22 protein-coding genes and 1 pseudogene are annotated in these 24,827 nt (G+C 71.3%); 16 read left to right on the forward strand and 7 right to left on the reverse strand.

The window, feature by feature from the left end; genetic code table 11:
- Positions 1 to 51 precede the first annotated feature (51 nt).
- Positions 52 to 870 carry a DUF3097 domain-containing protein gene (locus tag ACQEVC_RS21620; RefSeq protein WP_432880322.1) on the forward strand — a complete coding sequence of 273 codons (819 nt, stop codon included), beginning with the start codon at positions 52 to 54 and terminating at the stop codon, positions 868 to 870.
- A gap of 168 nt (positions 871 to 1,038) precedes the next feature.
- Here the strand turns inward: ACQEVC_RS21620 and ACQEVC_RS21625 are convergent, their stop codons facing one another.
- A complete protein-coding gene (locus ACQEVC_RS21625) occupies positions 1,039 to 2,403 on the reverse strand; it encodes a serine hydrolase domain-containing protein (RefSeq protein ID WP_432891611.1) in 1,365 nt (454 codons plus the stop codon).
- Positions 2,404 to 2,593: 190 nt separating this feature from the next.
- On the opposite strand from ACQEVC_RS21625, the gene ACQEVC_RS21630 reads away from it, so the two are divergent.
- From ACQEVC_RS21630 to ACQEVC_RS21640, 3 genes are all read left to right on the forward strand, one after another.
- On the forward strand, positions 2,594 to 3,067 hold the full coding sequence (locus ACQEVC_RS21630; protein ID WP_432880325.1) for an NfeD family protein: 474 nt from the start codon (positions 2,594 to 2,596) through the stop codon (positions 3,065 to 3,067).
- 5 nt (positions 3,068 to 3,072) lie between these two features.
- Positions 3,073 to 4,188: an SPFH domain-containing protein gene (locus tag ACQEVC_RS21635; RefSeq protein WP_432880328.1), complete on the forward strand. Its 1,116-nt coding sequence runs from the start codon at positions 3,073 to 3,075 to the stop codon at positions 4,186 to 4,188.
- A 283-nt stretch (positions 4,189 to 4,471) separates the two neighbouring features.
- Positions 4,472 to 5,251 (forward strand): hypothetical protein, encoded by a 780-nt coding sequence (locus ACQEVC_RS21640; protein WP_432880331.1) that lies wholly within the window; start codon positions 4,472 to 4,474, stop codon positions 5,249 to 5,251.
- A gap of 279 nt (positions 5,252 to 5,530) precedes the next feature.
- Here the strand turns inward: ACQEVC_RS21640 and ACQEVC_RS21645 are convergent, their stop codons facing one another.
- From ACQEVC_RS21645 to ACQEVC_RS21655, 3 genes are read right to left on the reverse strand one after another with little or no spacing between them, the layout of a single operon-like run.
- Positions 5,531 to 5,989 carry an SRPBCC family protein gene (locus ACQEVC_RS21645; protein ID WP_432880334.1) on the reverse strand — a complete coding sequence of 153 codons (459 nt, stop codon included), beginning with the start codon at positions 5,987 to 5,989 and terminating at the stop codon, positions 5,531 to 5,533.
- The gene (locus ACQEVC_RS21650) at positions 5,986 to 6,390 is read right to left on the reverse strand and encodes an ArsR/SmtB family transcription factor (RefSeq protein ID WP_432880337.1); all 405 of its coding nucleotides are present in this window, start codon (positions 6,388 to 6,390) and stop codon (positions 5,986 to 5,988) included. The genes ACQEVC_RS21645 and ACQEVC_RS21650 overlap by 4 nt, the downstream gene beginning before the upstream one ends.
- Positions 6,383 to 6,760, reverse strand: a complete 378-nt coding sequence (locus ACQEVC_RS21655; RefSeq protein WP_432880340.1) for a VOC family protein — start codon at positions 6,758 to 6,760, stop codon at positions 6,383 to 6,385. The genes ACQEVC_RS21650 and ACQEVC_RS21655 overlap by 8 nt, the downstream gene beginning before the upstream one ends.
- A gap of 126 nt (positions 6,761 to 6,886) precedes the next feature.
- Between ACQEVC_RS21655 and ACQEVC_RS21660 the strand changes: the two genes are divergently transcribed.
- Together ACQEVC_RS21660 and ACQEVC_RS21665 are read left to right on the forward strand one after the other, a co-directional pair.
- A complete protein-coding gene (locus ACQEVC_RS21660; RefSeq protein WP_432891613.1) occupies positions 6,887 to 7,696 on the forward strand; it encodes a TrmH family RNA methyltransferase in 810 nt (269 codons plus the stop codon).
- 92 nt (positions 7,697 to 7,788) lie between these two features.
- Entirely contained in the window at positions 7,789 to 9,477 is a 1,689-nt protein-coding gene (locus ACQEVC_RS21665) for a PucR family transcriptional regulator (RefSeq protein ID WP_432880343.1), read from the forward strand.
- Positions 9,478 to 9,500: 23 nt separating this feature from the next.
- On the opposite strand, the gene ACQEVC_RS21670 is transcribed toward ACQEVC_RS21665, so the two are convergent.
- Complete coding sequence (locus ACQEVC_RS21670) at positions 9,501 to 10,850, reverse strand: hypothetical protein (RefSeq protein ID WP_432880346.1); 1,350 nt, start codon at positions 10,848 to 10,850, stop codon at positions 9,501 to 9,503.
- Positions 10,851 to 11,038: 188 nt separating this feature from the next.
- Between ACQEVC_RS21670 and ACQEVC_RS21675 the strand changes: the two genes are divergently transcribed.
- Positions 11,039 to 12,361: an aspartate aminotransferase family protein gene (locus tag ACQEVC_RS21675; protein ID WP_432880348.1), complete on the forward strand. Its 1,323-nt coding sequence runs from the start codon at positions 11,039 to 11,041 to the stop codon at positions 12,359 to 12,361.
- A 93-nt stretch (positions 12,362 to 12,454) separates the two neighbouring features.
- Here the strand turns inward: ACQEVC_RS21675 and ACQEVC_RS21680 are convergent, their stop codons facing one another.
- Positions 12,455 to 13,810, reverse strand: a complete 1,356-nt coding sequence (locus ACQEVC_RS21680; RefSeq protein WP_432880351.1) for an acyltransferase family protein — start codon at positions 13,808 to 13,810, stop codon at positions 12,455 to 12,457.
- A gap of 341 nt (positions 13,811 to 14,151) precedes the next feature.
- Here ACQEVC_RS21680 and ngcE (ACQEVC_RS21685) point away from each other — a divergent pair, with 341 nt between their 5' ends.
- From ngcE (ACQEVC_RS21685) to ACQEVC_RS21700, 4 genes and pseudogenes are all read left to right on the forward strand, one after another.
- A complete protein-coding gene (gene ngcE, locus ACQEVC_RS21685; RefSeq protein ID WP_432880354.1) occupies positions 14,152 to 15,564 on the forward strand; it encodes an N-acetylglucosamine/diacetylchitobiose ABC transporter substrate-binding protein in 1,413 nt (470 codons plus the stop codon).
- A 101-nt stretch (positions 15,565 to 15,665) separates the two neighbouring features.
- Complete coding sequence (locus ACQEVC_RS21690) at positions 15,666 to 16,574, forward strand: carbohydrate ABC transporter permease (protein ID WP_432880356.1); 909 nt, start codon at positions 15,666 to 15,668, stop codon at positions 16,572 to 16,574.
- Positions 16,571 to 17,485 carry a carbohydrate ABC transporter permease gene (locus tag ACQEVC_RS21695; protein WP_432880358.1) on the forward strand — a complete coding sequence of 305 codons (915 nt, stop codon included), beginning with the start codon at positions 16,571 to 16,573 and terminating at the stop codon, positions 17,483 to 17,485. The genes ACQEVC_RS21690 and ACQEVC_RS21695 overlap by 4 nt, the downstream gene beginning before the upstream one ends.
- 314 nt (positions 17,486 to 17,799) lie before the next feature.
- Positions 17,800 to 18,009, forward strand: a pseudogene (locus ACQEVC_RS21700) (Txe/YoeB family addiction module toxin); the annotation flags it as partial.
- 122 nt (positions 18,010 to 18,131) lie between these two features.
- Here the strand turns inward: ACQEVC_RS21700 and ACQEVC_RS21705 are convergent.
- Positions 18,132 to 19,184 (reverse strand): N-acetylglucosamine kinase, encoded by a 1,053-nt coding sequence (locus ACQEVC_RS21705; RefSeq protein ID WP_432880361.1) that lies wholly within the window; start codon positions 19,182 to 19,184, stop codon positions 18,132 to 18,134.
- Positions 19,185 to 19,385: 201 nt separating this feature from the next.
- On the opposite strand from ACQEVC_RS21705, the gene ACQEVC_RS21710 reads away from it, so the two are divergent.
- The 5 genes from ACQEVC_RS21710 to ACQEVC_RS21730 all read left to right on the forward strand — a co-directional run bounded on the left by ACQEVC_RS21710 (position 19,386) and on the right by ACQEVC_RS21730 (position 24,682).
- The gene (locus ACQEVC_RS21710) at positions 19,386 to 20,348 is read left to right on the forward strand and encodes a MurR/RpiR family transcriptional regulator (protein ID WP_432880363.1); all 963 of its coding nucleotides are present in this window, start codon (positions 19,386 to 19,388) and stop codon (positions 20,346 to 20,348) included.
- Positions 20,349 to 20,503: 155 nt separating this feature from the next.
- A complete protein-coding gene (ngcE, locus tag ACQEVC_RS21715; protein ID WP_432880365.1) occupies positions 20,504 to 22,006 on the forward strand; it encodes an N-acetylglucosamine/diacetylchitobiose ABC transporter substrate-binding protein in 1,503 nt (500 codons plus the stop codon).
- A 20-nt stretch (positions 22,007 to 22,026) separates the two neighbouring features.
- Positions 22,027 to 22,935 carry a carbohydrate ABC transporter permease gene (locus tag ACQEVC_RS21720; RefSeq protein WP_346258902.1) on the forward strand — a complete coding sequence of 303 codons (909 nt, stop codon included), beginning with the start codon at positions 22,027 to 22,029 and terminating at the stop codon, positions 22,933 to 22,935.
- A gap of 13 nt (positions 22,936 to 22,948) precedes the next feature.
- The gene (locus ACQEVC_RS21725) at positions 22,949 to 23,869 is read left to right on the forward strand and encodes a carbohydrate ABC transporter permease (RefSeq protein ID WP_432880368.1); all 921 of its coding nucleotides are present in this window, start codon (positions 22,949 to 22,951) and stop codon (positions 23,867 to 23,869) included.
- Between the two features lie 216 nt (positions 23,870 to 24,085).
- Positions 24,086 to 24,682: a GNAT family N-acetyltransferase gene (locus tag ACQEVC_RS21730; protein WP_432880370.1), complete on the forward strand. Its 597-nt coding sequence runs from the start codon at positions 24,086 to 24,088 to the stop codon at positions 24,680 to 24,682.
- The last annotated feature ends 145 nt before the right edge of the window (positions 24,683 to 24,827 follow it).

The raw sequence follows: 24,827 nt of genomic DNA on the forward strand, positions 1-24,827 counted from the left end.
GCGGCGCGTCAACGCCGACCGACCGGCCGCGAGCGGCTAGCGTCGCCTCCCATGGGGAGGATGTACGGCGACGACGTGCTCGCCGGGGACTGGCGGCGGCGCAAGGTGATACCGGAGGTGCCGGCCGAGGCCGACCTGGTGGTCGAGGACGCCGACTCGGGGTTTTGCGGCGCGGTGGTGGGTTTCGAGTCCGGTGCGGTGGTGCTGGAGGACCGGCACGGCCGGCGGCGGAACTTCCCGCTGCTGCCGGCGGCGTTCCTGCTCGACGGGCAGCCGGTGACGTTGCGCCGGCCGGCGCCGTCGGCGGCACCGGCGCCGCGCCGACGGACCGCCTCCGGATCGGTGGCGGTGGCCGGGGTACGCGCCCAGGTGGCCAAGGCCAGCCGGATCTGGGTGGAGGGCGTGCACGACGCGGCGCTGGTGGAGCGGATCTGGGGCGACGACCTGCGGATCGAGGGCGTGGTGGTGGAGCCGTTGGACGGCATCGACGCGCTCGCGTCTCGGGTCCGCGAGTTCGGCCCGGGGCCGGGACGGCGGCTGGGTGTGCTCGTCGACCACCTGGTGCCGGGCTCGAAGGAGAGCCGGATCGTCGCGGCGGTTGCCTCGCCGGACGTGCTGGTCACCGGCCACCCGTACGTCGACGTGTGGCAGGCCGTGAAGCCGTCGGCGCTCGGCATCCGGGCGTGGCCCGTGGTGCCACCGGGACGGCCGTGGAAGGAGGGCGTCTGTGCCGCCCTCGGGGTTGCCGAGCCCGCCGAGATGTGGCGGCGCATCCTCGCCCGGGTGGACAACTTCCACGACGTGGAGACACCCCTGATCAACGCGATGGAACGGCTCATCGACTTCGTCACGGCACCGTCCGCGCCCTGACCGCCGCCCGCCGTCGGCAAGGGTCGGCGTGCCGGTGCGGAGCGCGGCGGAGACGTTCTCCTGGCGGGGCTCCGGCCGGCGCACCGCCGGCCGGACTCCGTGGCGCCGATACGGTGGCGGCGACCACGCCACCGGCGACCACGCCACCGGCGAACCTCCGGTGCCGGCTCAGTCGAGGCGGTCGGGGTCGCGGGTGAAGACGAAGGTGGCGATGTCCAGGGCCGTGGCCGCACCGGTCGGGTCGCGCCGGACGGCGAGGATCTCACCGTTGTTCATGCCGGAGCGGCCCCGCCAGCGCCCGGTGGCGTCCCGGCCGAACCGCCAGCGCGGTACGGCACCGGCCGGCAGTTGGGTGACCACCAGTTCCTCGGCGGTCGGCTCCCAGGCGATCTCGAACTCCCGGCCCATCCACCACCAGCGGCCGGTCAACTCGGCGATCTCCGGGGCCGGCGGTGCGGTCGCCGGACGCCAGGGCCGGACCGGCGGGGGTTCGGCGTCGAGCACCGTACTGAGCACCTGCCGGCCGAGCATCGGCACTGATCCGGCGCGCAGCCCGTACGCGTTGGCGAAGCCCACCACGCCGGTGCCGGACGGCCGGTGCACGGAGAGCGTGGCCACGTAGCCGGGCATCGAGCCGCCGTGCCCGGTGAACACCCGTTCGCCGATTCGGTGCAGTTCCACGCCGAGCCCGTAGCCGGCGGTCCAGGCGTCCAGATCGGCCATCGCCACCGGAACGCACATCTCGGCCAGGGTGTCCGGAGCCAGGATCTCCGGATCCGGGTCGGCGAGGAAGCCGGCCCACCGGGCCAGGTCGGCCAGGCTGGCCCAGAGCTGCCCGGCCGGTGCCATCGCCCCGGTGTCGGTACGCGGCTCCTCGCGCAGTGTGCCGTGCCAGGGATGTACGACGTAGCCGCGGGCGTACGGCTCGGCCGGTTGGTAGGAGGTGCGGACCATCCCCAGTGGATCGAGCAGCCGGGACCGGACGAGCTTCCACCACGACTCCCCGGTGACCCGCTCCAGCACCGCCCCGAGCAGTCCGTACGCCAGGTTCGAGTAGTGGAAGGTGCGGTGTGCCGGGAAGGCCAGTTTGTCGCTGGTCAGACCGGCCAGCAGGGCGTCCAGGCCGGCACCGGCGGAGCGTTCCCACCACTCGCCGTCCGGTTCGCGTTGCAGGCCGGCGGCGTGGCCGAGGAGTTGACGCAGCCGGACGTCCCCGACCGGGTTGCCGGGCAGGTACCGGTCCAGCGGATCGTCCAGGTCGAGCAGCCCTTCGTCGCGCTTGCGCAGCAGCAGTACCGCGGTCATCGTCTTGGTGATCGAGCCGATCCGGTACTGGATGTCCGGGTCCGGCGGTGGGGTCTCGCCGGCCGTGGCGACGTGCACGAGCCCGCCGCCCGGACCGGGTCCGGCGGCGGACGGGGCCCGGAGCACCCCGAGGATCAGCGAGGGCGCCCGGCCGGTGGCCTGGGCCTGGGCGACGAGGGCGTCGATCCGGCGGGTGGTCTCCGGCAGTAGGTCGGACTCCGGCGGCAGGGGGGCCACGGGCTGCCTCCTGGGACTCGGGTACGGGAACCGGACTGAATTATCCGAACCGAACCGTGCGGGGCGGAACCGGGCTGGACCGGGGCGCCGGGAACGCCGATTGCCCGAATCTCGGCATGCGAGATCTAGGTGCGTCGATCGCGGGTCGCCGTTAGGTGCGTGGGCGTGCCAGGATCGACATGTGGAGCCGCTCCTGTGGATCGTATTGGGCGTCGTGCTGGTCGTTGCGGAGATCTTCACGACGACCCTCTTCCTGGTCATGTTCGGAGTCGGGGCGTTCGCCGCGGCCGGGGCGGCCGCCCTCGGTGCCCCGCTGGCGCTCCAGGCGGTGGTCTTCGCCGCCGTCTCGGCGTTGACCCTGGTCGTTGCCCGCCCGGTCATCCGACGGCACCGCCAGTCCGCGCTGACCGGCGACGAGCAGCCGTTCGGCGTGCAGGCCATCGCCGGGAGCAACGCGTTGGTGCTCGAACGGGTGGACGCCAACAGCGGGGTGGTGAAGATCGATGGAGAGATCTGGACCGCCCGTTCCTACGATGCGACCCAGGTGTTCGCCCCCGGCGACCGGGTGCGGGTGATCGAGGTCAAGGGTGTGACCGCGCTGGTGTGGCACGAGGATTTCGACGCTACTGATGAGCAGCCCGATACAAAGAGGTGAGCGGTGTGGATACTGTGATGGGCATATTGTTGGCCGCCGTGGCCCTGATCGCGGTGGTCACGCTGATCCGGGCGGTGCGGATCGTCCCGCAGCAGCGTCAGGACGTGGTCGAGCGGCTCGGGAAGTACAAGCGCACGCTCCACCCCGGCCTCAACCTTCTGGTGCCGTTCATCGACGCGGTACGGACCAAGGTCGACATGCGGGAGCAGGTGGTCAGCTTCCCGCCCCAGCCCGTGATCACCTCGGACAACCTGGGCGTCTCGATCGACACGGTGCTCTACTTCAAGGTCGCCGACTCGGTGAAGGCGACCTACGAGATCTCGAACTTCCTGCAGGCCATCGAGCAGTTGACCGTCACGACCCTGCGTAACGTGATCGGCTCGCTCGACCTTGAGCGGGCGCTGACCAGCCGGGAGGAGATCAACCGGCACCTCTCGGGCGTGCTCGACGAGACGACCGGACGCTGGGGCATCAAGGTGACCCGGGTGGAGATCAAGGCCATCGAGCCGCCGCCGAGCATCCGCGACTCGATGGAGAAGCAGATGCGCGCCGAGCGGGACCGCCGGGCCGCGATCCTCAACGCCGAGGGGCAGAAGCAGTCGCAGATCCTCACCGCCGAGGGTGAGAAGCAGGCCGCGGTGCTCCGCGCCGACGGTGACCGGCAGGCCCGGATCCTCGAGGCGGAGGGCCAGGCGAAGGCGATCCGTACCGTCTTCGACGCCATTCACCAGGCCAACCCGAGCCAGAAGGTGCTGGCGTACCAGTACCTCCAGGCGCTGCCGCAGATCGCCAACGGAACCGCCAACAAGGTCTGGATCGTGCCCGCCGAGTTGAACAGGGCGCTCGAAGGGCTCGGCGGCGCGTTGGGCGGGCTCGGCCAGATGGTCGGCGACGAGCCCCGGGCGAAGGTCGACGCCGGTGCGGTCGAGCGCGAGGCCGCCGAGGCGGCGGCGGCCGCGGCCGAGGCGGCCCGACAGGTCAATGCCGAGGTACGCGCCGCCGAGGCGCAGGTGACGTCCCGGTCCACCGGTACCCAGGAGTTGCCGGCGCCGGAACCGGTCCCGCCGACCAGCCTGCTCGGCGACTCCACTGTGGATAAGCAGCCCGAGCGCGGCGGCTGACCGCCCGCCGTCGGGTCCGCCCGGCTTATTCCAGCAAAGCGTCCGCGTGGCGCCCCGACACCTGACACGATCGGTCTAGCGACGGGTGGTGTGAAGGAGCGGGGCGTCGAAGCGGATCGCGCCCGTGCCCGCCCGCGCAGCACGTTGAGCGAGGTGACGGCGCGTGATCCACCCCTCGAAACCGGAAATCCACCCCTCGAACCCCAAGCGTGATCCCGCGCTCGCACGGCCATCGAGTGCGCCGAAGCGGACAGCCGGCGCCGGACCGGGCACCATCGGCGCGGTGGATCCGGTTTCCGGGCGCTGGCCGTACGGCGGCTTCGGCTTCCTGCCCTTCGCGGTGGAGCGCGGCACCAGCGAACCGGCCAGCGACGCGAGCTGGGCCTGGTCGCTGCGCCGGCTGGCCCGGCTCGCCGTCTGGTCACTGCCCGGTTATGCCATTGTGTACGGTTCGGTGACCCTGGTCGGCGCCGGGAACGCCCCGTTCCTCACCCAGCAGCGTCCGGCCCACCTGCTCGGCTGGATCGGTGCGCTCTGGCTCGGCCTGCTCGCGCTGATGGCGCTGGCCAGCCTGCTGGTCACCACCCGCACCCGGCGCGCCGGTACGGCCGGCCTGCTGGTCGCGGTCGCCGGAACGATGCTGGTACTCCCGTTCGGTGGGCTGCCGGATTCCACGGCGGCGTTCGGCAGGGCGGGCCAGGTCATCGCCGTCAGCGGTGGAGTGCTCTACTCCCTCGGCTGGTGGCTGACCGGTCTGGCGCTGCACCGGTCCGGAGTGTTCAGCCAGTCCGACGGCGTACTGCTGATGATCGCGGCTCCGCTGCTCGGCGTCGGCGGGATGCTGGCCTCGGCACTGCACGCCCTCGGCGCGATGTTCGTGCTCGCCGCCGGCATCGGGATCGCCTGGCGGGCCCGGCGGCTGGTGCCGGCGGTCGGCCGGGCCGCGCTGACCCGTCCCGGTACGGCCGGCGCGGTGGCGGCGAGGGTCTCCGGTGGCGGCCTCGGTGTCGCGCCGGCAGGTGGCGGGCTCGGCCCCGCCACGACCGGCCCCGCCCCGTCCTGACCGGCCGGGACAACCCGACCGTGTCCTGCCCGGCCGGGAGAACCGACCACCACCGTCCTGTCCGGACCCGCCAGTCCTGTCCGGACCCGCCAGTCCTGTCCGGACCCGCCAGTCCTGTCCGGACCCGCCAGTCCTGTCCGGACCCGCCAGTCCTGTCCGGACCCGCCAGTCCTGTCCGGACCCGCCAGTCCTGTCCGGACCCGGCGGAGAGGCCTGTCCGGACCCGGCGGAGAGGCCTGTCCCGTCCGTGCCGGACTGTCCGCCCGTCCCGGAGCGGCGCTACCGGCCCGGCTCGCGCTCCGCCGGGCCGTCCAGTTCGGTCAGCAGTTCCGCGATGCGGCGGAAGACCATGCCGCGCCAGCCGCCGGACATGATGGTGAAGGCGTGCTGCTGGACCGGGTCGTCGGGATCGAACCCGGCGTGTTCGACGAAGAGCCGGGTGCCCCGCCCCTCGGCGGCCAGCGTCCAGGTGACGGTGGTCTCCAGGTGCCCGCCGCTCCAGGAGAGCTGGAGCCGGTGTTCCGGCTCGACCTCCAGGACCTCGCAGTGCACCACGCCGTCGAAGTCCTGGTCCGGCCGGGCCATGGTCTGGAAGGTGAACCGGTGTCCCGGCACCGGTTTGAAGTCGTTCGGCATGAACCACCGGGCCAGCAGGTCGGGCTCGGTGAGCGCCTGCCAGACCCGTCCGGGTGGATGCGCGAGATACTGGTCGGCCCGGATGACACCGCGCTCGGTCATCGTCGTTTCCCCTCCTGCTCGCCGGAAGCCCGGCCCTGCTCGGATGTCACGGCCGCGGTCTGCTGCGGGCCGTCGGTGCCCTCCTCGACGCCCATCGCGTCGAGCAGGTCGCGGAGCCCGGCGAGCTTCTCCCGCCAGAACCGCTCGTACGGGGTCAGCCACTCGGCCACGTCCCGCAGCGGCTCCGGGCGGAGCGAGTAGAGCCGCTGCCGGCCGGCCCGGTGCTCGACCACCAGGCCGGCGTCCTTGAGTACCCGCAGGTGCTCCGACAGACTCGGCCGGCGCATGTCGAAGTGGTCGGCCAACTCCTGCACCGGCCGCTCGCCCCGGTCCAGCAGCAGGCCGAGCAGTTGCCGCCGGGTCGGGTTGGCGACCGCGGTGAAGACGTCGACCTCAGCCACGGGCGGCGGTCGCCTGGAGCACGATGCCGTTGCCGTCCGGGTCGTCGAAGCTGACGAACCGGCCCCAGGGCGCGTCCTGGATGCCGCCGGAGATCGCTACGCCCCGGCGGGTCAGGTCGGCCACGTCGCCGTCGAGGTCGTCGGTTTCCAGCACCAGCCCCTTGACCGAGCCGGGCGGCATGGTGTCGAACCAGGTGACCAGGGTGATCGAGGTCGCGGCGCCCTTCGGGCCCACCTGCACCCAGCGCTGGTCCGGCCCCATCCGGTTGTCGCCGAGCAGTTCGAAACCGAGGGTGTCGACGTAGAAGTCCCGGGCCCGGTCCTGGTCGGTCACCGGCAGCGAGAGCAACTGGATCTGCGTGATAGCCATGCCGAAGACAATAGGTAGGCGATGTCCTACCAGTCAAGGGTAGGGAATCTCCTACCTGTCGGGGTCGCCCGCGCCGTGGCGCGGGGACGGGGGAAGAATCGGCGCGTGTCCGACGCACCGACAACCGTGCCCGCCGAAGTGATCACCGATCCGGAGGACCCCCGGATCGCCGACTACCGGGCGCTCACCGACGTCGAGCTGCGTACCCGGTGGGAACCGCCGAACGGTCTCTTCATCGCCGAGGGCGAACTCGTGCTGCGCCGGGCGGTGCGGGCCGGCTACCGGCCCCGCTCCTTCCTGGTCGACCCGAAACGGGTGGACCAGCTCGGCGACCTGGTGACCGGCGACGCACCCGTCTACGCCGCCAGCCCGGCCGTGCTGGAGCGGGCCACCGGCTTCCACGTGCACCGGGGCGTACTCGGGTCGTTCCACCGTCGCGAGCTGCCCACCGTGGCGCAGGTGCTCCGGGACGTCCGCCGGGTGGTGGTGCTGGAGGACGTCAACAACCACACCAACCTCGGTGCGATCTTCCGGGGCGCCGCCGCGCTCGGGGTGGACGCCGTGCTGCTCTCACCCACCTGTGCCGACCCGCTCTACCGGCGCAGTGTCCGGGTCAGCATGGGCGAGGTCTTCGCGGTGCCGTACGCGAAGTTCGACCGCTGGCCGGCCGGGCTGGCCGAGGTGCGGGCGGCGGGCTTCGCCGTACTCGCCATGACGCCGGCCCCGGACGCGGTGCCGATCCAGCGGCTCGCCCCGGCACAGCGGCACCGGGCCGCGCTGCTGCTCGGGGCCGAGGGCGCCGGTCTCACCCAGGCCGCCCAGGCCGCCAGTGACGCCCGGGTGGTCATCCCGATGCGGCGCGGCGTCGACTCGCTCAACGTCGCGGCGGCCGCCGCCGTCGCCTTCTGGGAACTGGGTCGCGACGACCCGCCATAGCCGGCCCGCGATAGCCGGCCCGCCATAGCCGGGCGGCGTGGGCCGGGCGGCGCGGGCCGGGCGGGCACGCCCCGGGCGGTACCGTCGAGCCCGTGTTTCCTACCGTGCGTGAGGTGTTGGCCCTCGACCCGGTCCGGCACGGCGGCCCCCGGGTGGTCGCCGGCGCGGCCGGACTGGACCGGCTCGTACGGTGGGTGCACGCCGCCGAGGTGCCGGACATCGCCGCACTGCTCAGCGGGGGCGAGCTGGTGCTCACCACCGGGATCGGCCTGCCCGGCGACGACGCCGGGCTGCGCGCCTTCATCGGCGAGCTGGCCGACGTCGGGGTCTCCGGACTCCTGGTCGAGCTGGGCCGGCGCTATCCGGCGGCGGTACCCCGGGCGATGGTCACCGCGGCCGAGCGCCGCAACCTGCCGCTGGTCGAACTGTGCCGGGTGACGCCGTTCGTCCGGATCACCGAGGCGGTGCACGGGTTGATCGTCGATGCCCAGCTTGCCGAGCTGCGGGCGACGGAGGAGATCCACCAGCGGTTCACCGAACTCTCCGTCGAGGGCGCCGAGCCGGCCGAGGTGGTCCGGCAGGCCGCCGTACTGGCCGGCTGCCCGGTGATCCTGGAGAATCTCTCCCGGCAGGTGCTGGCGTACGACCCGGCGGGGGAGAGCGCCGAGCTGCTGCTGCGGGGCTGGGAGCAGCACTCCCGGCGGATCCGCCCGACCGGCCGGACCGGCTACGACCCGGACGCCGGCTGGCTCTACACCACCGTCGGCGCCCGGGGGCAGGACTGGGGACGGCTGCTGCTGCGCTGGCCGACCGGTGAGCTGCCGTCCGGCGCGTCCGGTGGCCCGTCGACCCGGTTGACGATCCTGATCGAGCGGGCCGCCTCCACCCTGGCACTGGGCCGGCTGATCCGGCGGGACGCCGAGGGGCTGGAGCGGCAGATCCACCGCACCCTGCTCACCGCGCTACTCGACCACACCCGGCCGGTCGACGAGGTGGCGCTGCGGTCCCGCGCCCTCGGCGTACCCCTGGACCGGCGGCACCTGGTCGGGGTCGTGGTCCGGTACCGCGCCGACGAGGCGGGGGCGGGCGCCGCGGCGGGCGGCCCGGCCGGGCAGGCCCGGCTGCGGGACCTGGCCGAGGCGGTCGGCCAGGCGCTCCGGGACGCCGAGCTGACCGGGCTGGCCAGCACCCTGGACGACCAGGCGGTCGGTGCCGTGCTGGCGCTGCGGGACGCCGGGAACGAGGAGTCCGCGCTGGCCGCGTTCGCGGCGGCCCTGGACCGGGTACGCCTGGACGCCGGCCCGACCGCCGCCCGGCCGTACGGCGCACCGGGTGCGGTGATCGTGGCGGCCGGCTCGGGTGTGGGCACCGTACGGGAGGCCCGGCGGTCGCTGATCGAGGCCCGCCAGGTCGCCGACGCCGCCCGCCGGGGTCGACGGGACCTGCCGGTGTACCGGTTGCCCCAGGTCGGGCTGGCCGGGCTGCTGCACCTGCTCCGGGACGAGCCGAGGTTGCAGACCTTCGTCGAGCGCGAACTCGGGCCGCTGCTGACCCACGACGCCGAACATCCCCGTGAGCAGTTGCTCGGCACGCTGCGCGGCTATCTGGAGAGCGGCCGGAACAAGTCGGCCGCCGCCGCGGCGGCGCACCTGTCCCGGCCGGCCTTCTACGAGCGGCTGGCCCGGATCTCCCGGATCCTCCGGGTCGACCTGGACTCGGTCGACGACTGCCTGTCGCTGCACGTCGCCCTGCTCGCCCTGGACGCCGTCCGGGACGGCTGAAACCGCCCGGACCGCCGCGTGGTTCAGGAGATCGCGGTCAGCGCCTTGGCGTACGTCGGCGGGACGAAGTGTGGGCCGGCCGGGGTGAAGACGTCGGTGGCGTTGGCGGCGGTCCAGGCTTCGGCCGGGACGGCATCGAGCAGGGTGCGGACCACGGCGGCGTCCCGCCAGTCCGGGTGCTCGGCGACCAGGCCGAGCGCCACCACCGACTCCTCCACCTCGCCGACGCACTCGAACGGCTTGTGCGCGTCGATGCCGAGCAGTTCGAGATAGCCGGCGGACTGGGCCGGGTCGGCCAGCAGGTCGGCGCCGAAGATCTGCACCAGCCGGGCCCGGGGCATGAACGGGGCCAGCGCCAGGAAGATGAACCGGCACTTCGGGCAGTTCCCGCACCACCGGTCGCTGGGATCGCTCAGCTTGAACGCGGCGTTGCAGCTCGTCACCACGTCGTCGTACCGGCTGAACTGGGCGAAGAGCCGGGCGATGTGCAGCTCGGAGAGCTGCCGCAGCAGCGAGAAGTACGGCTCGGTCAGCCCGGCGTGCCCGGCCAGCGCCGCCCGGAGCAGCCCTTCCGCCTCGACCCCTTTGGACCACTGGTGGTTGACCTCGACGCCGTGCCAGACCAGGTTGGGGTCGGAGGCGGAGCGCTCGTTCGACATCACCACCGGGCCCAGCCCGTGCAGCACGGCGGTGGCCACCGCGATCAGCGAGTTGATCGCGGTGACCGGGATGTGCCCGTTGCGCGCCCCGGCCGCGTTCAGCTCGATCAGCGCCGGGTCGAGCCGGCGCCGGGCGGCCAGCGGGGTGAGCCCGGAGGCGTCGTTGACGCTGACGATGATGTGGTTGGGGTTGACCGAGAACGGCACCGGGTCGAAGCCGGCCCGGCGTAGCGCCTCCAGGCTGACGATGGAGTCCTTGCCACCACCCACCGTGGAGAGCGGCCGGCGCTCCGAGTTGTCCCACCCGGCCGGCTCGGCGACCCGCCCGGACGGCACCTCCGGGGTCAGCTCCAGCACGTGCGGCAGGTCGTTGCGGTAGGCGTACTCGGCGAGGCCGGAGGTGTAGACGGCGGCGACCAGCGCGATGGCCTGGTCGCCCAGCGGCGCCGGCAGGACCAGCCGGGGCGGCGCGGCGGCCTTGTAGTAGCTCACCCCGGCGACCAGGTGCAACAGCTCCAGCACCCGGCCGAAGGTGGCCAGGGCCTCCGGCGACGGCGGGGTCTCCGGCCGGGGGAAGGTGATCCGCTCGGTGAACCGCAGCTCGCCGTCCGGGCCGGTCAGCGCGTATTCGAGGGCCGCCTCCCCGGTGGCCGGGTCGAAGGAGTGGGCCGGAAAGGAGAAGGCGTCCATTCGCCGGAGCTGTCCGTTGGGCACAGGCAATAGTAGTCCGCCCGGGTTGACGGCATGTCAATGTCCGGGCCCCGGTGCCCGACAGAGTGGCAGTTGTCCGGCGTCCCGCGCGGTGGGAGCGTGCAGGGGTCCGCGTTCCCACCGGCGCCCGGGCGCGCGGGGTTCCGGTTCCTCCCCAGCCTGAAGGCCGGGGTGTCCACGAAAGGAGTCTGATGACCACCGACGAGCTGCTGGCACGGCACCGGGCCGTTATGCCGTCCTGGATGCCGCTGTACTACGCCGAGCCGATCGAGATCGTCGCCGGCTCCGGTCGCCGGGTCACCGACGCGCAGGGGCGCAGCTACCTGGACTTCTTCGGCGGGGTGCTGACGAACATGCTCGGCTACGACGTCCCCGAGGTGGCCGAGGCGGTGCGGCGCCAGCTCGACACCGGCGTGGTGCACACCTCGACCCTCTATCTGATCCGTCAGCAGGTGGAACTGGCCGAGAAGATCGCCGCGCTCTCCGGGATCCCGGACGCCCGGGTCTTCTTCACCAACTCCGGTACCGAGGCGAATGAGGCGGCGCTGCTGGTCGCCACCAACCACCGGCGGTCGAACCAGATCCTGGCGGTGCGGAACAGCTACCACGGCCGGTCGTACGCGGCGATGGGGATCACCGGGCACCGGAGCTGGTCGGCGAGCAGCCTCAACCCGCTCCAGGTGAGCTGGCTGCACTCCGCCGACCGGCTGCGTGGCCTGCTGGCCCGGCTCGGCCCGGACGAGTACGTGGAGGCGGCCGTCGACGACCTGCGCGAGGTGCTGGCCACCCAGACCAGCGGGGACGTGGCCTGCCTGATCGCCGAGCCGATCCAGGGGGTGGGCGGGTTCGTGGCCCCGCCGGACGGGCTCTTCGGCGCGTTCAAGAAGGTACTCGACGAGTCCGGCATCCTGCTCATCTCGGACGAGGTGCAGACCGGCTGGGGGCGTACCGGGGAGCACTTCTGGGGTTACCAGGCGCACGGGGTCACCCCGGACCTGCTCACCTTCGCCAAGGGCATCGGCAACGGCTTCGCCCTGGCCGGGGTGGTGGGCCGGGCCGAGGTGCTGAACGAGGTGCACGCGGTCTCGTTCTCCACCTTCGGCGGCAACCCGATCTCGACGGCGGCCGGCAACGCCGTGCTGGACTACCTGCTGGAGCACGACCTCCAGGCCAATGCGGCCCGGGTCGGCGCGGTGCTGCTCGCCGGGCTGCGCGAGCTGGCCGACCGGCACGCCGTCGTCGGAGAGGTACGCGGCAGGGGGCTGATGCTCGGCGTCGAGTTCGTCCGGCCCGGCACCGCCGAGCCCGATCCCGCGGCCACCGGCCGGGTCTTCGAGGAGTGCCGGCGGGGCGGCCTGCTGGTCGGCAAGGGCGGCCTCTACGGCAACGTGGTGCGGATGGGTCCGCCACTGACGCTGACCGAGGAGGAGGCTCGGGAGGCGCTCGGAATCCTTGCCGAGGCCGTCGCGCTCGCCGATGCCGAGGCGGGGGCGGTCGCCGACCCGGCGCACTAGCGGGACGGCTGTCGCCCCGAGGTGGGGTGCTCGCCGGGCGCGTACGGTAGCTGGCCAGTCGCCGAGCCGGCGCGGGAGCTGCCTGGCCGCCGGTCAGTCCCGACCGGCGGCGGGCACCGAGCGGAGCAGCCGGAGCAGGCCCGCTCCGACGAGGTACGCGACGAGGGCGCCGACGGGCAGGCCGAGCAGGTACTCGCCGCTCTTCGGGGCGACGTTGTTGCTGAACAGCCCGACCACGGCCGCGGCGAAGCCGAGCACGACGACCAGCAGCCGGGGCAGCGGGCGGGCGAGCGTCCGGCACAGCGCCGCCGGCAGCCATCGGGGCCGGCCGGCCGGGCGGCGGGAGCCGCGTAGCTCGATCCGGCCGAAGACGGCGACCAGCAGCGCCAGTACCACGGCGAGCATGATCCACCAGGGGATCCGCCAGAGCCACCAGGCGGTGCTGCCGACCTCCGGGGTGGGCAGCGCACCGAGCGCGTCCAGCGCGCCGGCCAGCAGGATCACGGCGGTGAGGTGCCAGAGGAAAATGGTCAGCACCACCGAGTTCACCGCGACGACCAGCGTCCAGGGGCGGGTCCGGTGCAGCCAGCGCTCGGCCGGGGCGCGGAGCAGCATGATCAGTCCGAGCTGCGCGGTGGCCAGGGCGAGCAGCGCCAGGCTCGGCGGGGACATGTTCTGGATCCGCTGGCCCGGCTGGTTGATCATGCTGGTCGGGTACGGGCCGACCAGGGTGAGCAGGAGCAGCGCGGTCAGCCCCACCACCAGCAGCGGCCAGCCCACCCGGGGACGCATCGGCAGGCTGCCGGTCCGCCAGGCGAACCCGACCTGGTGCATGGCGAGCCAGCCGAACAGGAAGTTGCCGTACCCGAGCCGGCTCTCGCCGAGCAACCGGGCCAGGTCACCGAGGGTGAGCAGCCCGAGCAGCACCACCGGCACGACCAGGCCGTACCGCCGGTGCAGGGTGTACGTCACCGGGGTCAGCAGCACCACGCAGAGGTACGCGGAGAGGAACCAGAGCGGCACTGTGGCGTACCAGACGACCTCGCGGACCTGGGTCGGGTCGGCGCCGAGCAGCCGGGCGCCCAGTGCCGCGAGGGCGAGCAGCACCAGCAGCACTGTGGTGGGCCGGATCAGCCGCCCGCTGCGGCCGGTCAGCCAGCCACCGGCGTCGCCGCCCCGCCGCCGGTGGTTCTCCAGCGAGGCGGCGTTGGCGTAGCCGCCGACCAGGAAGAACAGCGGCATGACCTGGAAGAGCCAGGTGCCCGGTCGGGCCCAGGTGATGTCCTCGAGGGCGTTGTGGCCGCGCAGCCGCCCCGCGTCGTCGTTGTCGAGGACGGCGATCAGCCAGTGCCCGAGCACCACCAGGGTGATCGCCACCGCGCGGAGCAGGTCGACGTAGCGCTCGCGTTGGGCGGGCGTGCGGCCGGCGATCTCCCGCAGGCGGCGCATGTGGCCAGGTTAACTACTCCGTCGGCCCGCCGCCGCGCTATGCGCCAACCCGGGTGGATTGCCGGTCCGTAACGGTTCGGCCGCCGGGGCTTGCTGCCGGCACCCTCTTCCGTAAGAATCCTTCAGTAACTTTGTGTTAAGTGAAGACAAGCACCAGTGTGCCGAAGCGCTCGCACCTGTCGACGCGGCACCGCCCCGCACCACCGGTCGACGGCGCGCCGCCGACCAGCATCAACCAGCACCAGTACCGCCAGCGCCACCCGACCCGATCACCCCGTGCCTCGTTGGCGGGCGCCGCCCCAACCGGCGGCGTCCACCTGGACCGGATCCGAGGAGAAGCTATGAAGAGGCGTGACATCCTCCGTCGTACCGCCGCGGCCGGCCTGCTGGCCGTCCCCGCCACCGGCCTGCTGACCGGTTGCGCCCTCGGCGGCGGCGACGACAACAGCGGCGGCGAGTCGCTCGAAGGCACGAAGAGTGAGCAGAACCCACTCGGCGTCAAGGAGGATGCGCCGCTCGAGGTGGTCATCTTCAATGGTGGTTTTGGTGAAGAGTATGCCAAAGCCCACCAGGCGATGTACACCGAGAAATATCCAAAGGCGACGATCAAGCACTCCGCGACGCAGGAGATCAACAAAACCCTCCAGCCCCGGTTCGTCGACGGCACCCCGCCGGACGTGGTGAACAACTCCGGCGCCGGTCAGATCGACTTCAACGGCCTGGTCTCGCAGGGCGCCCTGGCCGACCTCGGCGAGCTGCTCGACGCGCCCAGCCTCGACATCCCGGGCAAGAAGGTCCGGGACACCCTGCTGCCGGGCGTGGTCGACGTCGGGTCGTACGACGGCAAGTTCCTGGTGCTCAGCTACGCGTACACCGCGTACGGCATCTGGTACTCCAGCAAGCTCTTCACCGACCGGGGCTGGCAGTACGGCAAGACCTGGGACGACCACATCGCGCTGTGCCGGCAGATCAAGGCCGCCGGCATCGCCCCCTGGACGTACGCCGGCAAGCACCCCCGGTACATGAGCTGGCCGGTCATCTCGATGGCGATCAAGTTCGGCGGCCCGGACGTGGCGAAGGCGATCGACAACCTGGAGCCGAACGCCTGGAAGTCCGAGCCGATGAAAATGGCGGCGGACGCCTGGTACCAGATCGTCAAGGACGGCTTCATCATGCCCGGCTCGCCCGGTCTCGACCACGTGCAGTCGCAGACCGAGTGGTGCCGGGGCAAGGCCGCCTTCATCTCCTGCGGCTCCTGGCTGGAGAGCGAGCAGGCCAAGGTCACCCCGGCCGGCTTCAACATGACCGTCGCGCCGACGCCCAGCCTCGGCGCGGGCGACAAGCTGCCGTTCGAGGCGATGCGCGGCACCGCCAGCGAGCCGTTCATGGTGCCGGCCAAGGCCAAGAACCGGGCCGGTGGCCTGGAATACCTGCGCACCATGCTCTCGATGAAGGGCGCCCAGGACTTCACGAAGAAGGTCTCCAGCCTGAGCGTGGTGGCCGGCGCCACCCAGGGCGCCGAGCTGCCGTTCGGGCTGACCAGCGTGGTCAAGGCGCTGGACGCCTCCGGCAGCAACGGCTTCAACTGGGTCTACAACAACTACTACCGGAAACTGGAGCGGGAGTTGGTCGACGCGGCCTGCGGCGAGTTCTTCAGCGGCCGGACCAGCCCGGCGGAGTTCCTGGACCAGTGCCAGAAGGGCGCCGACCAGATCGCCGGGGACAGCAGCATCAAGAAGTACAAGCGCCAGTAGGTCGTCGGTGACGTCGCGGGGTCGGCCGGTGTGGCCGGCCCCTCCGGCGCGATCGTCGCGGGGAAGGTCTTCCCGCGTGGAGTGGGCAGGATGTCGGTTCCGTGAAACATGGCAAGTATCCGCTGATCATCACCTTCCTGGTGCCGCCGCTGCTGCTGTACGGCATCTTCGTGCTCTCGCCGTACCTCCAGGCGTTCCAGATCTCCACCACCAACTGGCTGGGCTACTCGGCCAGCGCCGACTACGTCGGGCTGGAGAACTTCGCCACCCTGCTGCGCGACGGAGCGCTGTGGAACGCGGTCAAGAACAACGCGATCCTGCTGGTGCTGCTGCCGGTGCTCACCATCGGGCTGGGGATCTTCTTCGCCAGCATGCTCAACATGGGCGGCCGGAGCGGCAGCGCCGGCGTGGTCGGGGTACGCGGCTCCGGCGCGTACAAGCTGGTCTACTTCTTCCCGCAGGTGCTCTCCGTGGTGATCATCGCGCTGCTCTGGAAGGAGGTCTACCACCCCAACAACGGGCTGCTCAACGCCACGCTGCGTAGCATCGGGCTGCCCGCGCCGACCTGGCTCGGCGACCCGCGTACCGCGTTCTGGGCGGTGCTGGCGGTGATGGTCTGGAGCAACGTCGGCTTCTACGTGGTGCTCTTCGGCGCGGCCATGCAGGCCATCCCGAAGGACATCTACGAGGCGGTGATGCTCGACGGCGCCTCCCGGTGGACCACGCTGACCAAGGTCACCATCCCGCTGCTCTGGGACACCGTGCAGGTCGCCTGGATCTACCTGGCCATCGCCGCGTTGGACGGCTTCATCCTGATCCAGCAGATGACCGACGGCGGCCCCAACCACTCCTCGGACGTGATCGGCCTGCGGATGTACAACACGGCGTTCGGCAGCGAGACCAAGTTCGGGTACGCCTCGGCGATCGGCGTGGTGATGTTCTTCCTGACCCTGTCGGTGGCGGTACTGGCGCTGCGCGCCAGCCGCCGGGACCGAATCGAGTACTCGTGACGACCGTCGACACCCCCGCGTCGGCTCCGCCCACCGTCGGCGCCGACGGCCGGTCCGGGGCCGGCGACCGGGCACCCCGCCGCGAGTGGGGCGTGGTGAACGTCTTCTCGCACGGGTTCCTGCTGATCTGGGCGCTGCTGACCACGCTGCCGCTGCTCTGGGTCTTCCTCAGCTCGTTCAAGAGCGACGGTGAGATCCTCAGCGACCCGTGGGGGCTGCCCGGCGCGCTGCGCTTCGAGAACTGGGCGCGGGCCTGGACCGAGGCCAGGATCGGGCAGTACTTCCTGAACAGCGCGGTCGTGGTGGCCGGCTCGCTGACCCTGACGATGCTCTTCGGCGCCACCGCGGCGTACGTCTTCGCCCGCTACGAGTTCCGGTTCCGGCAGGTCTTCTACTACCTGTTCGTCGGCGGCATGATGTTCCCGGTCTTCCTCGCCCTGGTGCCGCTCTTCTTCGTGGTCCGCAATGCCGGGCTCTTCAACACCTGGAGAGGGCTGATCCTGGTCTACGCCGCCTACTCGCTGCCGTTCACGGTCTTCTTCCTGACCGCGTTCTTCCGGACCCTGCCGACCTCGGTCGCCGAGGCGGCGCTGATCGACGGCTGCGGGCACTTCCGGCTCTTCTTCCGGGTGATGCTGCCGATGGCCCGCCCGGGCCTGGTCAGCATCGGCATCTTCAACTTCCTCAGCCAGTGGAACCAGTTCATCCTGCCCCAGGTGCTGATGCAGGGGGACGAGTCGAAATGGGTGCTCGCGCAGGGGCTCGCGGCGCTGGCGGTCAGCCAGGGCTACCAGGGCGACTTCAGCGGGTTGTTCGCCGGGCTCACCCTCGGGATGCTGCCGGTGCTGGCGGTCTACGTGCTGTTCCAGCGCCAGATCCAGTCCGGGCTGACCGCCGGCCAGTTGAAATAGCGCCGACGGTCCCGGCGTTACCGGCCGCAGTAACGGTCCGGGCCTACGTGGGATAGGTCCGGACCGTTCTACGTCTCCGGATGCCACTTCCTCAGCCGCTCCTCAACCGTTCGTACGCCACCCCGGCGGCCCCGCAGTAGCCGGTGTGATCCGGCGGGTTGCCGTACGCCCGGCAGTTGCCGCGATCGGTAACGTGACGGAGAAGCACGCCGCGCATCTCGGCCCGCTCGACGGACTCCGGCACCGGCACCGGTCCGGGATCACTGAGCGGTACGGGTCGGTGCGGTAGGTCGTCTCTGAACACATGAGGCTGCTGGCAGCGAGATCGTCAGATGCTGAAGCGGGTGAACACCCTGATCGATGACATCCGACGAAACGGCCACCAGGGCATCGGCAAGCCGGAGCAGTTGCGCGGTAACTGGGCAGGGTTCTGGTCGAGACGCATCGATCAGGAACACCGCCTGGTGTACCGGAACGTCGATGGCACGGTGCAGATAGCGCAGTGCCGCTACCACTACGAATGAGCTGCCCAGCCACTCCCGCCCACCGCTGGGCACGGCAGCACGCCGAGGTGGTACCCCAATAGTCGTCGTGCTACCTGGGACGTTTTGGTTTCTTGGGTCGAGGCTTGCTCTGTCGCCTCACATTATTGGTCCCTCCCATCATCGCCGCGATTTTCCGTTGGGCGTCGCGGCCGGCTGTGGTGCCGGGCTGACCGATCCGCGAGCAGCCGGCGGTGCAGTTCGGCCGGGTCGGTCAGCTCGGGCAGCGGCCGGGCGGCCAGCCAGGCGGCGCCGAGCGCGCCGTCTCCGGCGGTCCGCAGCGGCGCGTCCGGCCAGCGCTCGGCCAGGGCCGGGCGGACCGCCTCGGCCAGCGGGGTGTCGCCGGTGAGCAGTCCGCCGCCGAGCACGATCGGGGTGTCCGAGCCGGCGGGCCGGATCCGCTCCACGTTGCCGGCGAGCAGCCGGGCGGCCTCGGCGAGCAGTGCCGTCGCCGTCGGGTCGCCGTCCCGGTCGGCCCGGATCACCAGCGGGGCGAGGGCGGCGAGTTCGACGGCGGGGCGCCGGGTCACCGTCTGGACCAGGACGTCCACGGTGTCCCGGGGACGGGCCGCGACCTCTGTCGAGCCGAGCAGTTCGGTGAGCACGAGGGCGCCGAGCGGGCCGGGGGTGCGGTGTCGGTCCAGGTCGGCCAGGGTCCGCCGGACGGCCTCCCGACCGAGCCAGAAGCCGCTGCCGGCGTCGCCGAGCAGCCAGCCGTGGCCGTCGGCGACCCGGTCCAGCGCCATGTCGCGTACCTCTGCGGCGATCGCCCCGGTGCCGGCGATCAGGATCGTGCCGTCCGGCTCGGCGGTGCCCGAGGCGTACGCGACGAGGGCGTCGCCGAAGATGTCGTATCGGCAGCGCAGTCCGACCTCCTGCCAGACCCGGTCGAAGGCCAACCGGCCGGCCGGATCGGCGAGCAGGCGGCCCGCTCCGGCCAGCCCCATGGCGCCGGCCCAGACCAGTCCCGGATCGATCTCGGCGAGGGCGTCGGTGAGCGCCACCCGGAGCTGTTCGGCGGCCCGTTCGGCACCGTGGCTGGTCGGGTTTCCACCGCCGCCCTGCCCGGTGCCGAGGCATTCTCCGGAGAGCGAGACCACGGTGGCCCGGGTCGAGGTGCCTCCGACGTCGAGCCCCACCACTATGCCGTCGGACATGACCGGCAACCACCTTCCACCCGGGGAGTTGATCGGCGTCCATGCTGGTCGGTGCGGCTGTCCGGGGCAAGCCTCGACGGTCCGGCACCAGGGCGGGCCAGGTAACAGTTTGAAAACTTCACCCATCGTCTTGACAAGGAGGGGGGGTTAGTAAGAACTTTTACCACTAACAGTTAACTTCCTTTTCGGAAAGGCGTGCCCATGGTCGAGCAGGAGGCGGACACCATCGCGGGGACCGCGCTGGTCGACGCCGAGCCCGACCGCCGGGCCGCCGCCGGGCTCTCACCGGCGGACAGCGTGCTGGTCCGGGTCCGGTCCCGACTCACCGAGTTCACCGGTGCGCTGCAGCGGGTGGCCGAGCAGGTGCTCAGCGATCCGTCCGCCGCCGCCCGGGCCACCATCGTCGAACTGGCGGAGCGCAGCGGCACGTCCCCGGCCACCGTCACGCGGTTCTGCCGGGCACTCGGGTTCGAGGGCTACGCCGACCTGCGGCTCGGCATCGCCGCCGAGACCGGCCGGGCGCACACCGCCGGCTGGACCGTGGACATCGGCCGGGAGATCCAGCCGACCGACCCGCTGGAGCGAGTGCTCGGCCAGATCATCGCGGCGGACACCCAGGCCATGCACGACACCGCCACGCTGCTGGACCTGGCCGAGGTCGAGCGGGCCGCCGAGGCGATCGCCGGAGCCGCCCGGGTGAACATCTTCGGCGCCAGCGGCAGTGCACTGGTCGGCGAGGAGATGCAGTTCAGCCTGCACCGCATCGGCGTGGCGGCGTGGGCCTGGAACGACGTACACGAGGGGCTGGCCGGGGCCGCGCTGCTCCGCAAGGGTGACGTCGCCCTGGGCATCTCGCACACCGGCCAGACCCGCGAGACCATCGAGACCCTCGCCGAGGCCGGCAGTCACGGCGCGACCACGGTGGCGCTGACCGGCTTCCCCCGGTCGCCGCTGGCCGAACTGGCCGACATCGTGCTGCTCACCGCCAGCCAGGCGACCACCTTCCGGCCGGACGCGCTCTCCGCCCGGCATCCGCAACTCGTCGTGCTCGACCTGCTCTACATCGCCGTCGCCCAACGCACCCACGACCGGGCCCACGCCGCGTTCCAGCGGACGGCCAGGGCGGTGGGCGGGCACAAGGCGACCAAGGAGGCACGGCCGTGACACGCATCCGACACCGACCCGTCGGGGCGGAGGTGGCCGCTGACCACCTCCGGCCCGATCGCTCCTGTGGGAGTGAGTAACCGCACCGCTGGCAGGTCCCGGTCACCCGGAGCAGTCCGGCTGGCCCGACCCGATTCCCAACTGAGGAGATGAAGATGTCCGCAACCTCCGACCACACGTCGGACCGCGTTGATCCGTCGACCATGACCGGGCCGGACCTGCCGGCGGCGCTGGGCACCAGCCGCCGTACGGTGCTGCGCCGGGCCGCCGCCGCCGGGCTGCTCGTCACCCCGGCCGCCGGGCTGCTCGGCGCCTGCGCCACCGGCGGTGACGACGAGGGCAACACCGAGCAGGAGACCGGAGAGAAGAGCGTCACCAACCCGCTCGGCGTCAAGGAGGACGCCGCGCTGGAGGTGATCATCTTCAACGGTGGCTACGGCGAGAAGTACGCCACCGACGTGCACGAGAAGCTCTACCAGACCGCCTTCCCGAAGGCGCAGATCAAGCACCAGGCGACCCAGGCGATCTCCACGGTGCTTCAGCCGCGGTTCACCGCCGGTGACCCGCCGGAGTTCGTCAACAACTCGGGCGAGAAGTTCCTCGACTTCGGTGCCCTGGTCAACGACAACCAGCTCCAGGACCTGACCGAGCTGTGGGACGCGCCGTCGGTGGACGACCCGAACAAGAAGGTCCGGGACACCATCATCCCCGGCGTGATCGAGCAGGGCATGTTCAACACCAAGGACGGGGCGCGCAAGCCGTTCGTGCTCTACTACGTCTCGACCGTCTACGGCATCTGGTACTCCGGCAAGCTCTTCAAGGACAACGGCTGGACCGTACCGACCACCTGGGAGCAGTTCACCGCGCTCTGCGACCAGATCAAGGCCAAGGGCATCACCCCGTTCGGCTACGCCGGGGCGAACGCGGCGTACTACATGTGGAACGTGATCCTGACGCAGGCCGCCAAGGTCGGCGGCCCGGACGTGCTGAAGAGCATCGACAACCTGGAGCCGAACGCCTGGAAGGCCGACGCGGTGATCCAGTCCGCCAAGGCCTGGGCCGAGATCGGCGCCAAGTACGGCGACAAGAGCTTCGAGGGCCTCAAGCACACCGACGTGCAGCTACGGCAGAACCAGTACAAGCTCGCCTTCTACCCCAGCGGCGACTGGCTGGAGAACGAGCAGAAGAAGGACACGCCGGCCGGCTTCGAGTACCAGCTCATGCCGGTGCCGAGCCTGACGCCTGCGGACAAGCTGCCGACCGGTGCGATCCGGGCGGCCGGCGGCGAGGGGTACTTCGTCTCGGCCAAGAGCAAGAACCCGCGCGGCGGCATGGAGTACATGCGGCAGATGCTCTCCAAGGCGGGTGCCCGGGGCTTCACCGAGACCGTCGGGGCGGCCACCGTGGTGCCGGCCGGCAGCGAGGGCTACTCGTTCCCGCCCGGCGTGGCCAGCTCGCAGGCCGCGCTGAAGGCGGCCGGGGCGAACGTGTTCAACATGATGTTCGACAACTGGTACAAGGAGCTGGACACTGAGGCCCGGACGGCGACCAACGAACTGATGTTCGGTCGCGCCACCGCCGAGCAGTGGGCCGAGCGGATCCAGAAGCGCGCGGACGCCATCAAGGCCGACAGCAGCGTCGCCAAGTTCTCGCGCTGATTGACCGGAATGGAGTGATCATGCGGCAGGGCAAGTACCCGTTCGTGATCGGCTTTCTCTTCCTGCCGGTCACGCTCTACTCGATCTTCGTGATCGCGCCGTACGCCCAGGCGTTCCAGCTCGCGATGACGAACTGGCGGGGCATCGGCACGCCGGAGTGGATCGGGTTCGAGAACTTCCAGCGGCTGTTCAACGACACGGCCTTCTGGAAGGCGGTCCAGCACCACGGGATAATCCTGCTCGCCCTGCCGCTGATCACCATCGCCATCGCGCTGTTCTTCGCCTTCATGCTGAACGTCGGCGGTGGCAGCAGGGGCGGGCAGCGGGTCGGGGTCCGGGGGTCCGCCTTCTACCGGGTGGTCTTCTTCTTCCCCCAGGTCCTGGCGGTGGCGGTCATCGCGGTGCTGTTCCAGATGGTCTACCGGCCGGACGAGTCCGGCCTGATCAACGGCGTGCTGACGAAGATCGGGCTGGAGCCGGTCTTCTTCATGATCAATCCGAACCTCGCCCTCTGGTCGATCATCGCGGTGCTGGTCTGGCAGAGCGTCGGCTTCTACGTGGTGCTCTTCTCGGCCGGCATGGCCTCCATCCCGACCGAGATCTACGAGGCCGCCGAGATCGACGGTGCCACCAAGGTCACCCTCTTCTTCCGGGTCACCCTGCCGCTGCTCTGGGACACCCTCCAGGTGGCCTGGGTCTATCTGGGCATCGCGGCGTTCGACTGTTTCGCCATCGTCGCGGTGCTCTCCATCGACAGCGGCGGCCCGGACGGGGCCACCACGGTGCTCGCGATGGAGATCTACCGCAACGCCTTCACCTACGGCCGGGCCGGCTACGCCTCGGCCATGGGGGTGGCGCTGTTCTTCCTGACCATCACGTTCGCGGCACTGATGCTGCGGGTGTCCAAGCGGGAGAGCATCGAGTACTGAGATGGGACCCCAGATGACGACACAGACCGAGCGCCCGGTGGTCCGGCCGGGGGAAGGCAAGCCGGCCGGCGCGGCCGGCAAGGGCCGCGACCGTAAGGTCAGGTCCGAGGTACGACTGCTGTCCAGCCTGGGCCACGTCGCCCTGGTGGTCTGGGCGGTGATCGTGATCGTCCCGATCCTCTGGACCTTCCTGGCCTCCTTCAAGAACACGGCGGAGATCTTCAGCAGCCCGTGGACGCTTCCGGCGGAACTGCGCTGGGAGAACTGGGGCCGTGCCTGGACCCAGGCCCGGGTCGGGAGGTTCTTCGTCAACAGCGTGATCGTGGTCTCCTGCGGCGTCGTCGGCACGATGCTGCTGGGTTCGATGGCCGCGTACGTGCTGGCCCGCTACAAGTTCGTCGGCAACCGGGTGATCTACTACCTCTTCGTCTCCGGGCTGGCCTTCCCGGTCTTCCTGGCCCTGGTGCCGCTCTTCTTCGTGGTGGAGAACCTCGGCCTGCTCAATTCGCACACCGGGCTGGTCCTGGTCTACATCGCGTACTCGCTGCCGTTCACGGTCTTCTTCCTGGCCGCGTTCTTCAAGACGCTGCCGACCTCGGTCGCCGAGGCGGGCATGATCGACGGCTGCTCGCACACCCGGCTCTTCTTCCAGGTGATGCTGCCGATGGCCAAGCCGGGCCTGATCAGCGTCGGGATCTTCAACATCATCGGGCAGTGGTCGCAGTACCAGTTGCCGCTGGTGCTGCTCTCCAACGCCGAGGACAAGTGGGTGCTCACCCAGGGCATCGCCGACATCTCGGTCAACGCCGGTTACGAGGCGGACTGGTCCGGGCTGTTCGCCGCGCTGACCATGGCGATCCTGCCGATGATCCTGGTCTACGCGATCTTCCAACGGCAGATCCAGTCCGGCCTCACCGCCGGCGCGGTCAAGTAGCGCGGCCGACCCGGACGCGACACTCCTCGGCCGGCCGCGTACCGGCGGGCCGTCCTACCAGCCCGGGCCCCGATCTCTCACGAGGAGATCGGGGCCCGCGCGCTGGATGGCGGGCTGCGCCGAGCCGGCGGTGCCGGTGATGCCGGTGTAGCAGTCTCTGCGTCAAAGCCGGTACGCCGACACCGGGCCGGACCGGTGCTCGGCCATCATGGACGGATGCCCCTGCTGGTGCCGCCGGTCCTGCCGGTCGACTCGCTGCGCACGATCCGCCAACCCCGGCTCACAGCCGCCGGCGGGCTGACCCTGCGGCCGTGGCGGGTGGACGACGCCGCGACCGTGCGGGCCGCGTTCGAGTGTCCGGAAATCCAGCGGTGGCATCTGCGCCGGCTGGACAGCGAGGACGAGGCGCGGGAGTGGGCGGCGCAGTGGCCGGCCCGCTGGGCGGCGCAGACCGACGCGAGCTGGGCCGTGACGGCGGAGCGGACCGGCGAGCCGCTCGGCCAGGTGGGGCTGCGCGAGATCCGGCTGGACCAGGCGTCGGCCGAAATCTCGTACTGGGTGCTGCCGGCCGCCCGCGGCCGGGGCCTCGCCGGCCGGGCGGTACGGGCACTACAGGCGTGGGCCTTCGACCGCCTCGGGCTGCACCGGCTGGAGCTGCGGCACTCGACGGCGAACCGCGCGTCCTGCCGGGTGGCCGAGAAGCTCGGGTTCGCGGTGGAGGGCATGCTGCGCGGTGCGTGGCGGCACGCGGACGGCTGGCACGACGTACACCTGCATGCCCGGCTGCGCGAGGAGGGCGACCGCCCGGCCTGACCGGCCGGCTGCCGGCTGCGGCGCGGCGGCGGTGTGCGCCGTGGCGACGGCCGGTGACATGACGACGGGTGGCCCCTATGCTACTGAATGGAGTGAGGTTCGTCGTTCCGGCGACCGCACCGCCCGCGTCACCGGCATTGAGGGG

This window comes from Plantactinospora sp. CA-294935 (assembly GCF_050936445.1).
Lineage (GTDB): Bacteria > Actinomycetota > Actinomycetes > Mycobacteriales > Micromonosporaceae > Plantactinospora.

Coding starts and splice junctions, on each gene's coding strand:
- ACQEVC_RS21620 (WP_432880322.1), top strand. CDS start 52: ATGGGGAGGATGTACGGCGACGACGTGCTCGCCGGGGACTGGCGGCGG.
- ACQEVC_RS21645 (WP_432880334.1), bottom strand. CDS start 5,989: ATGACCGAGCGCGGTGTCATCCGGGCCGACCAGTATCTCGCGCATCCA.
- ACQEVC_RS21655 (WP_432880340.1), bottom strand. CDS start 6,760: ATGGCTATCACGCAGATCCAGTTGCTCTCGCTGCCGGTGACCGACCAG.
- ACQEVC_RS21675 (WP_432880348.1), top strand. CDS start 11,039: ATGACCACCGACGAGCTGCTGGCACGGCACCGGGCCGTTATGCCGTCC.
- ACQEVC_RS21680 (WP_432880351.1), bottom strand. CDS start 13,810: ATGCGCCGCCTGCGGGAGATCGCCGGCCGCACGCCCGCCCAACGCGAG.
- ngcE (WP_432880354.1), top strand. CDS start 14,152: ATGAAGAGGCGTGACATCCTCCGTCGTACCGCCGCGGCCGGCCTGCTG.
- ACQEVC_RS21705 (WP_432880361.1), bottom strand. CDS start 19,184: ATGTCCGACGGCATAGTGGTGGGGCTCGACGTCGGAGGCACCTCGACC.
- ACQEVC_RS21710 (WP_432880363.1), top strand. CDS start 19,386: ATGGTCGAGCAGGAGGCGGACACCATCGCGGGGACCGCGCTGGTCGAC.
- ngcE (WP_432880365.1), top strand. CDS start 20,504: ATGTCCGCAACCTCCGACCACACGTCGGACCGCGTTGATCCGTCGACC.
- ACQEVC_RS21720 (WP_346258902.1), top strand. CDS start 22,027: ATGCGGCAGGGCAAGTACCCGTTCGTGATCGGCTTTCTCTTCCTGCCG.
- ACQEVC_RS21725 (WP_432880368.1), top strand. CDS start 22,949: ATGACGACACAGACCGAGCGCCCGGTGGTCCGGCCGGGGGAAGGCAAG.
- ACQEVC_RS21730 (WP_432880370.1), top strand. CDS start 24,086: ATGCCCCTGCTGGTGCCGCCGGTCCTGCCGGTCGACTCGCTGCGCACG.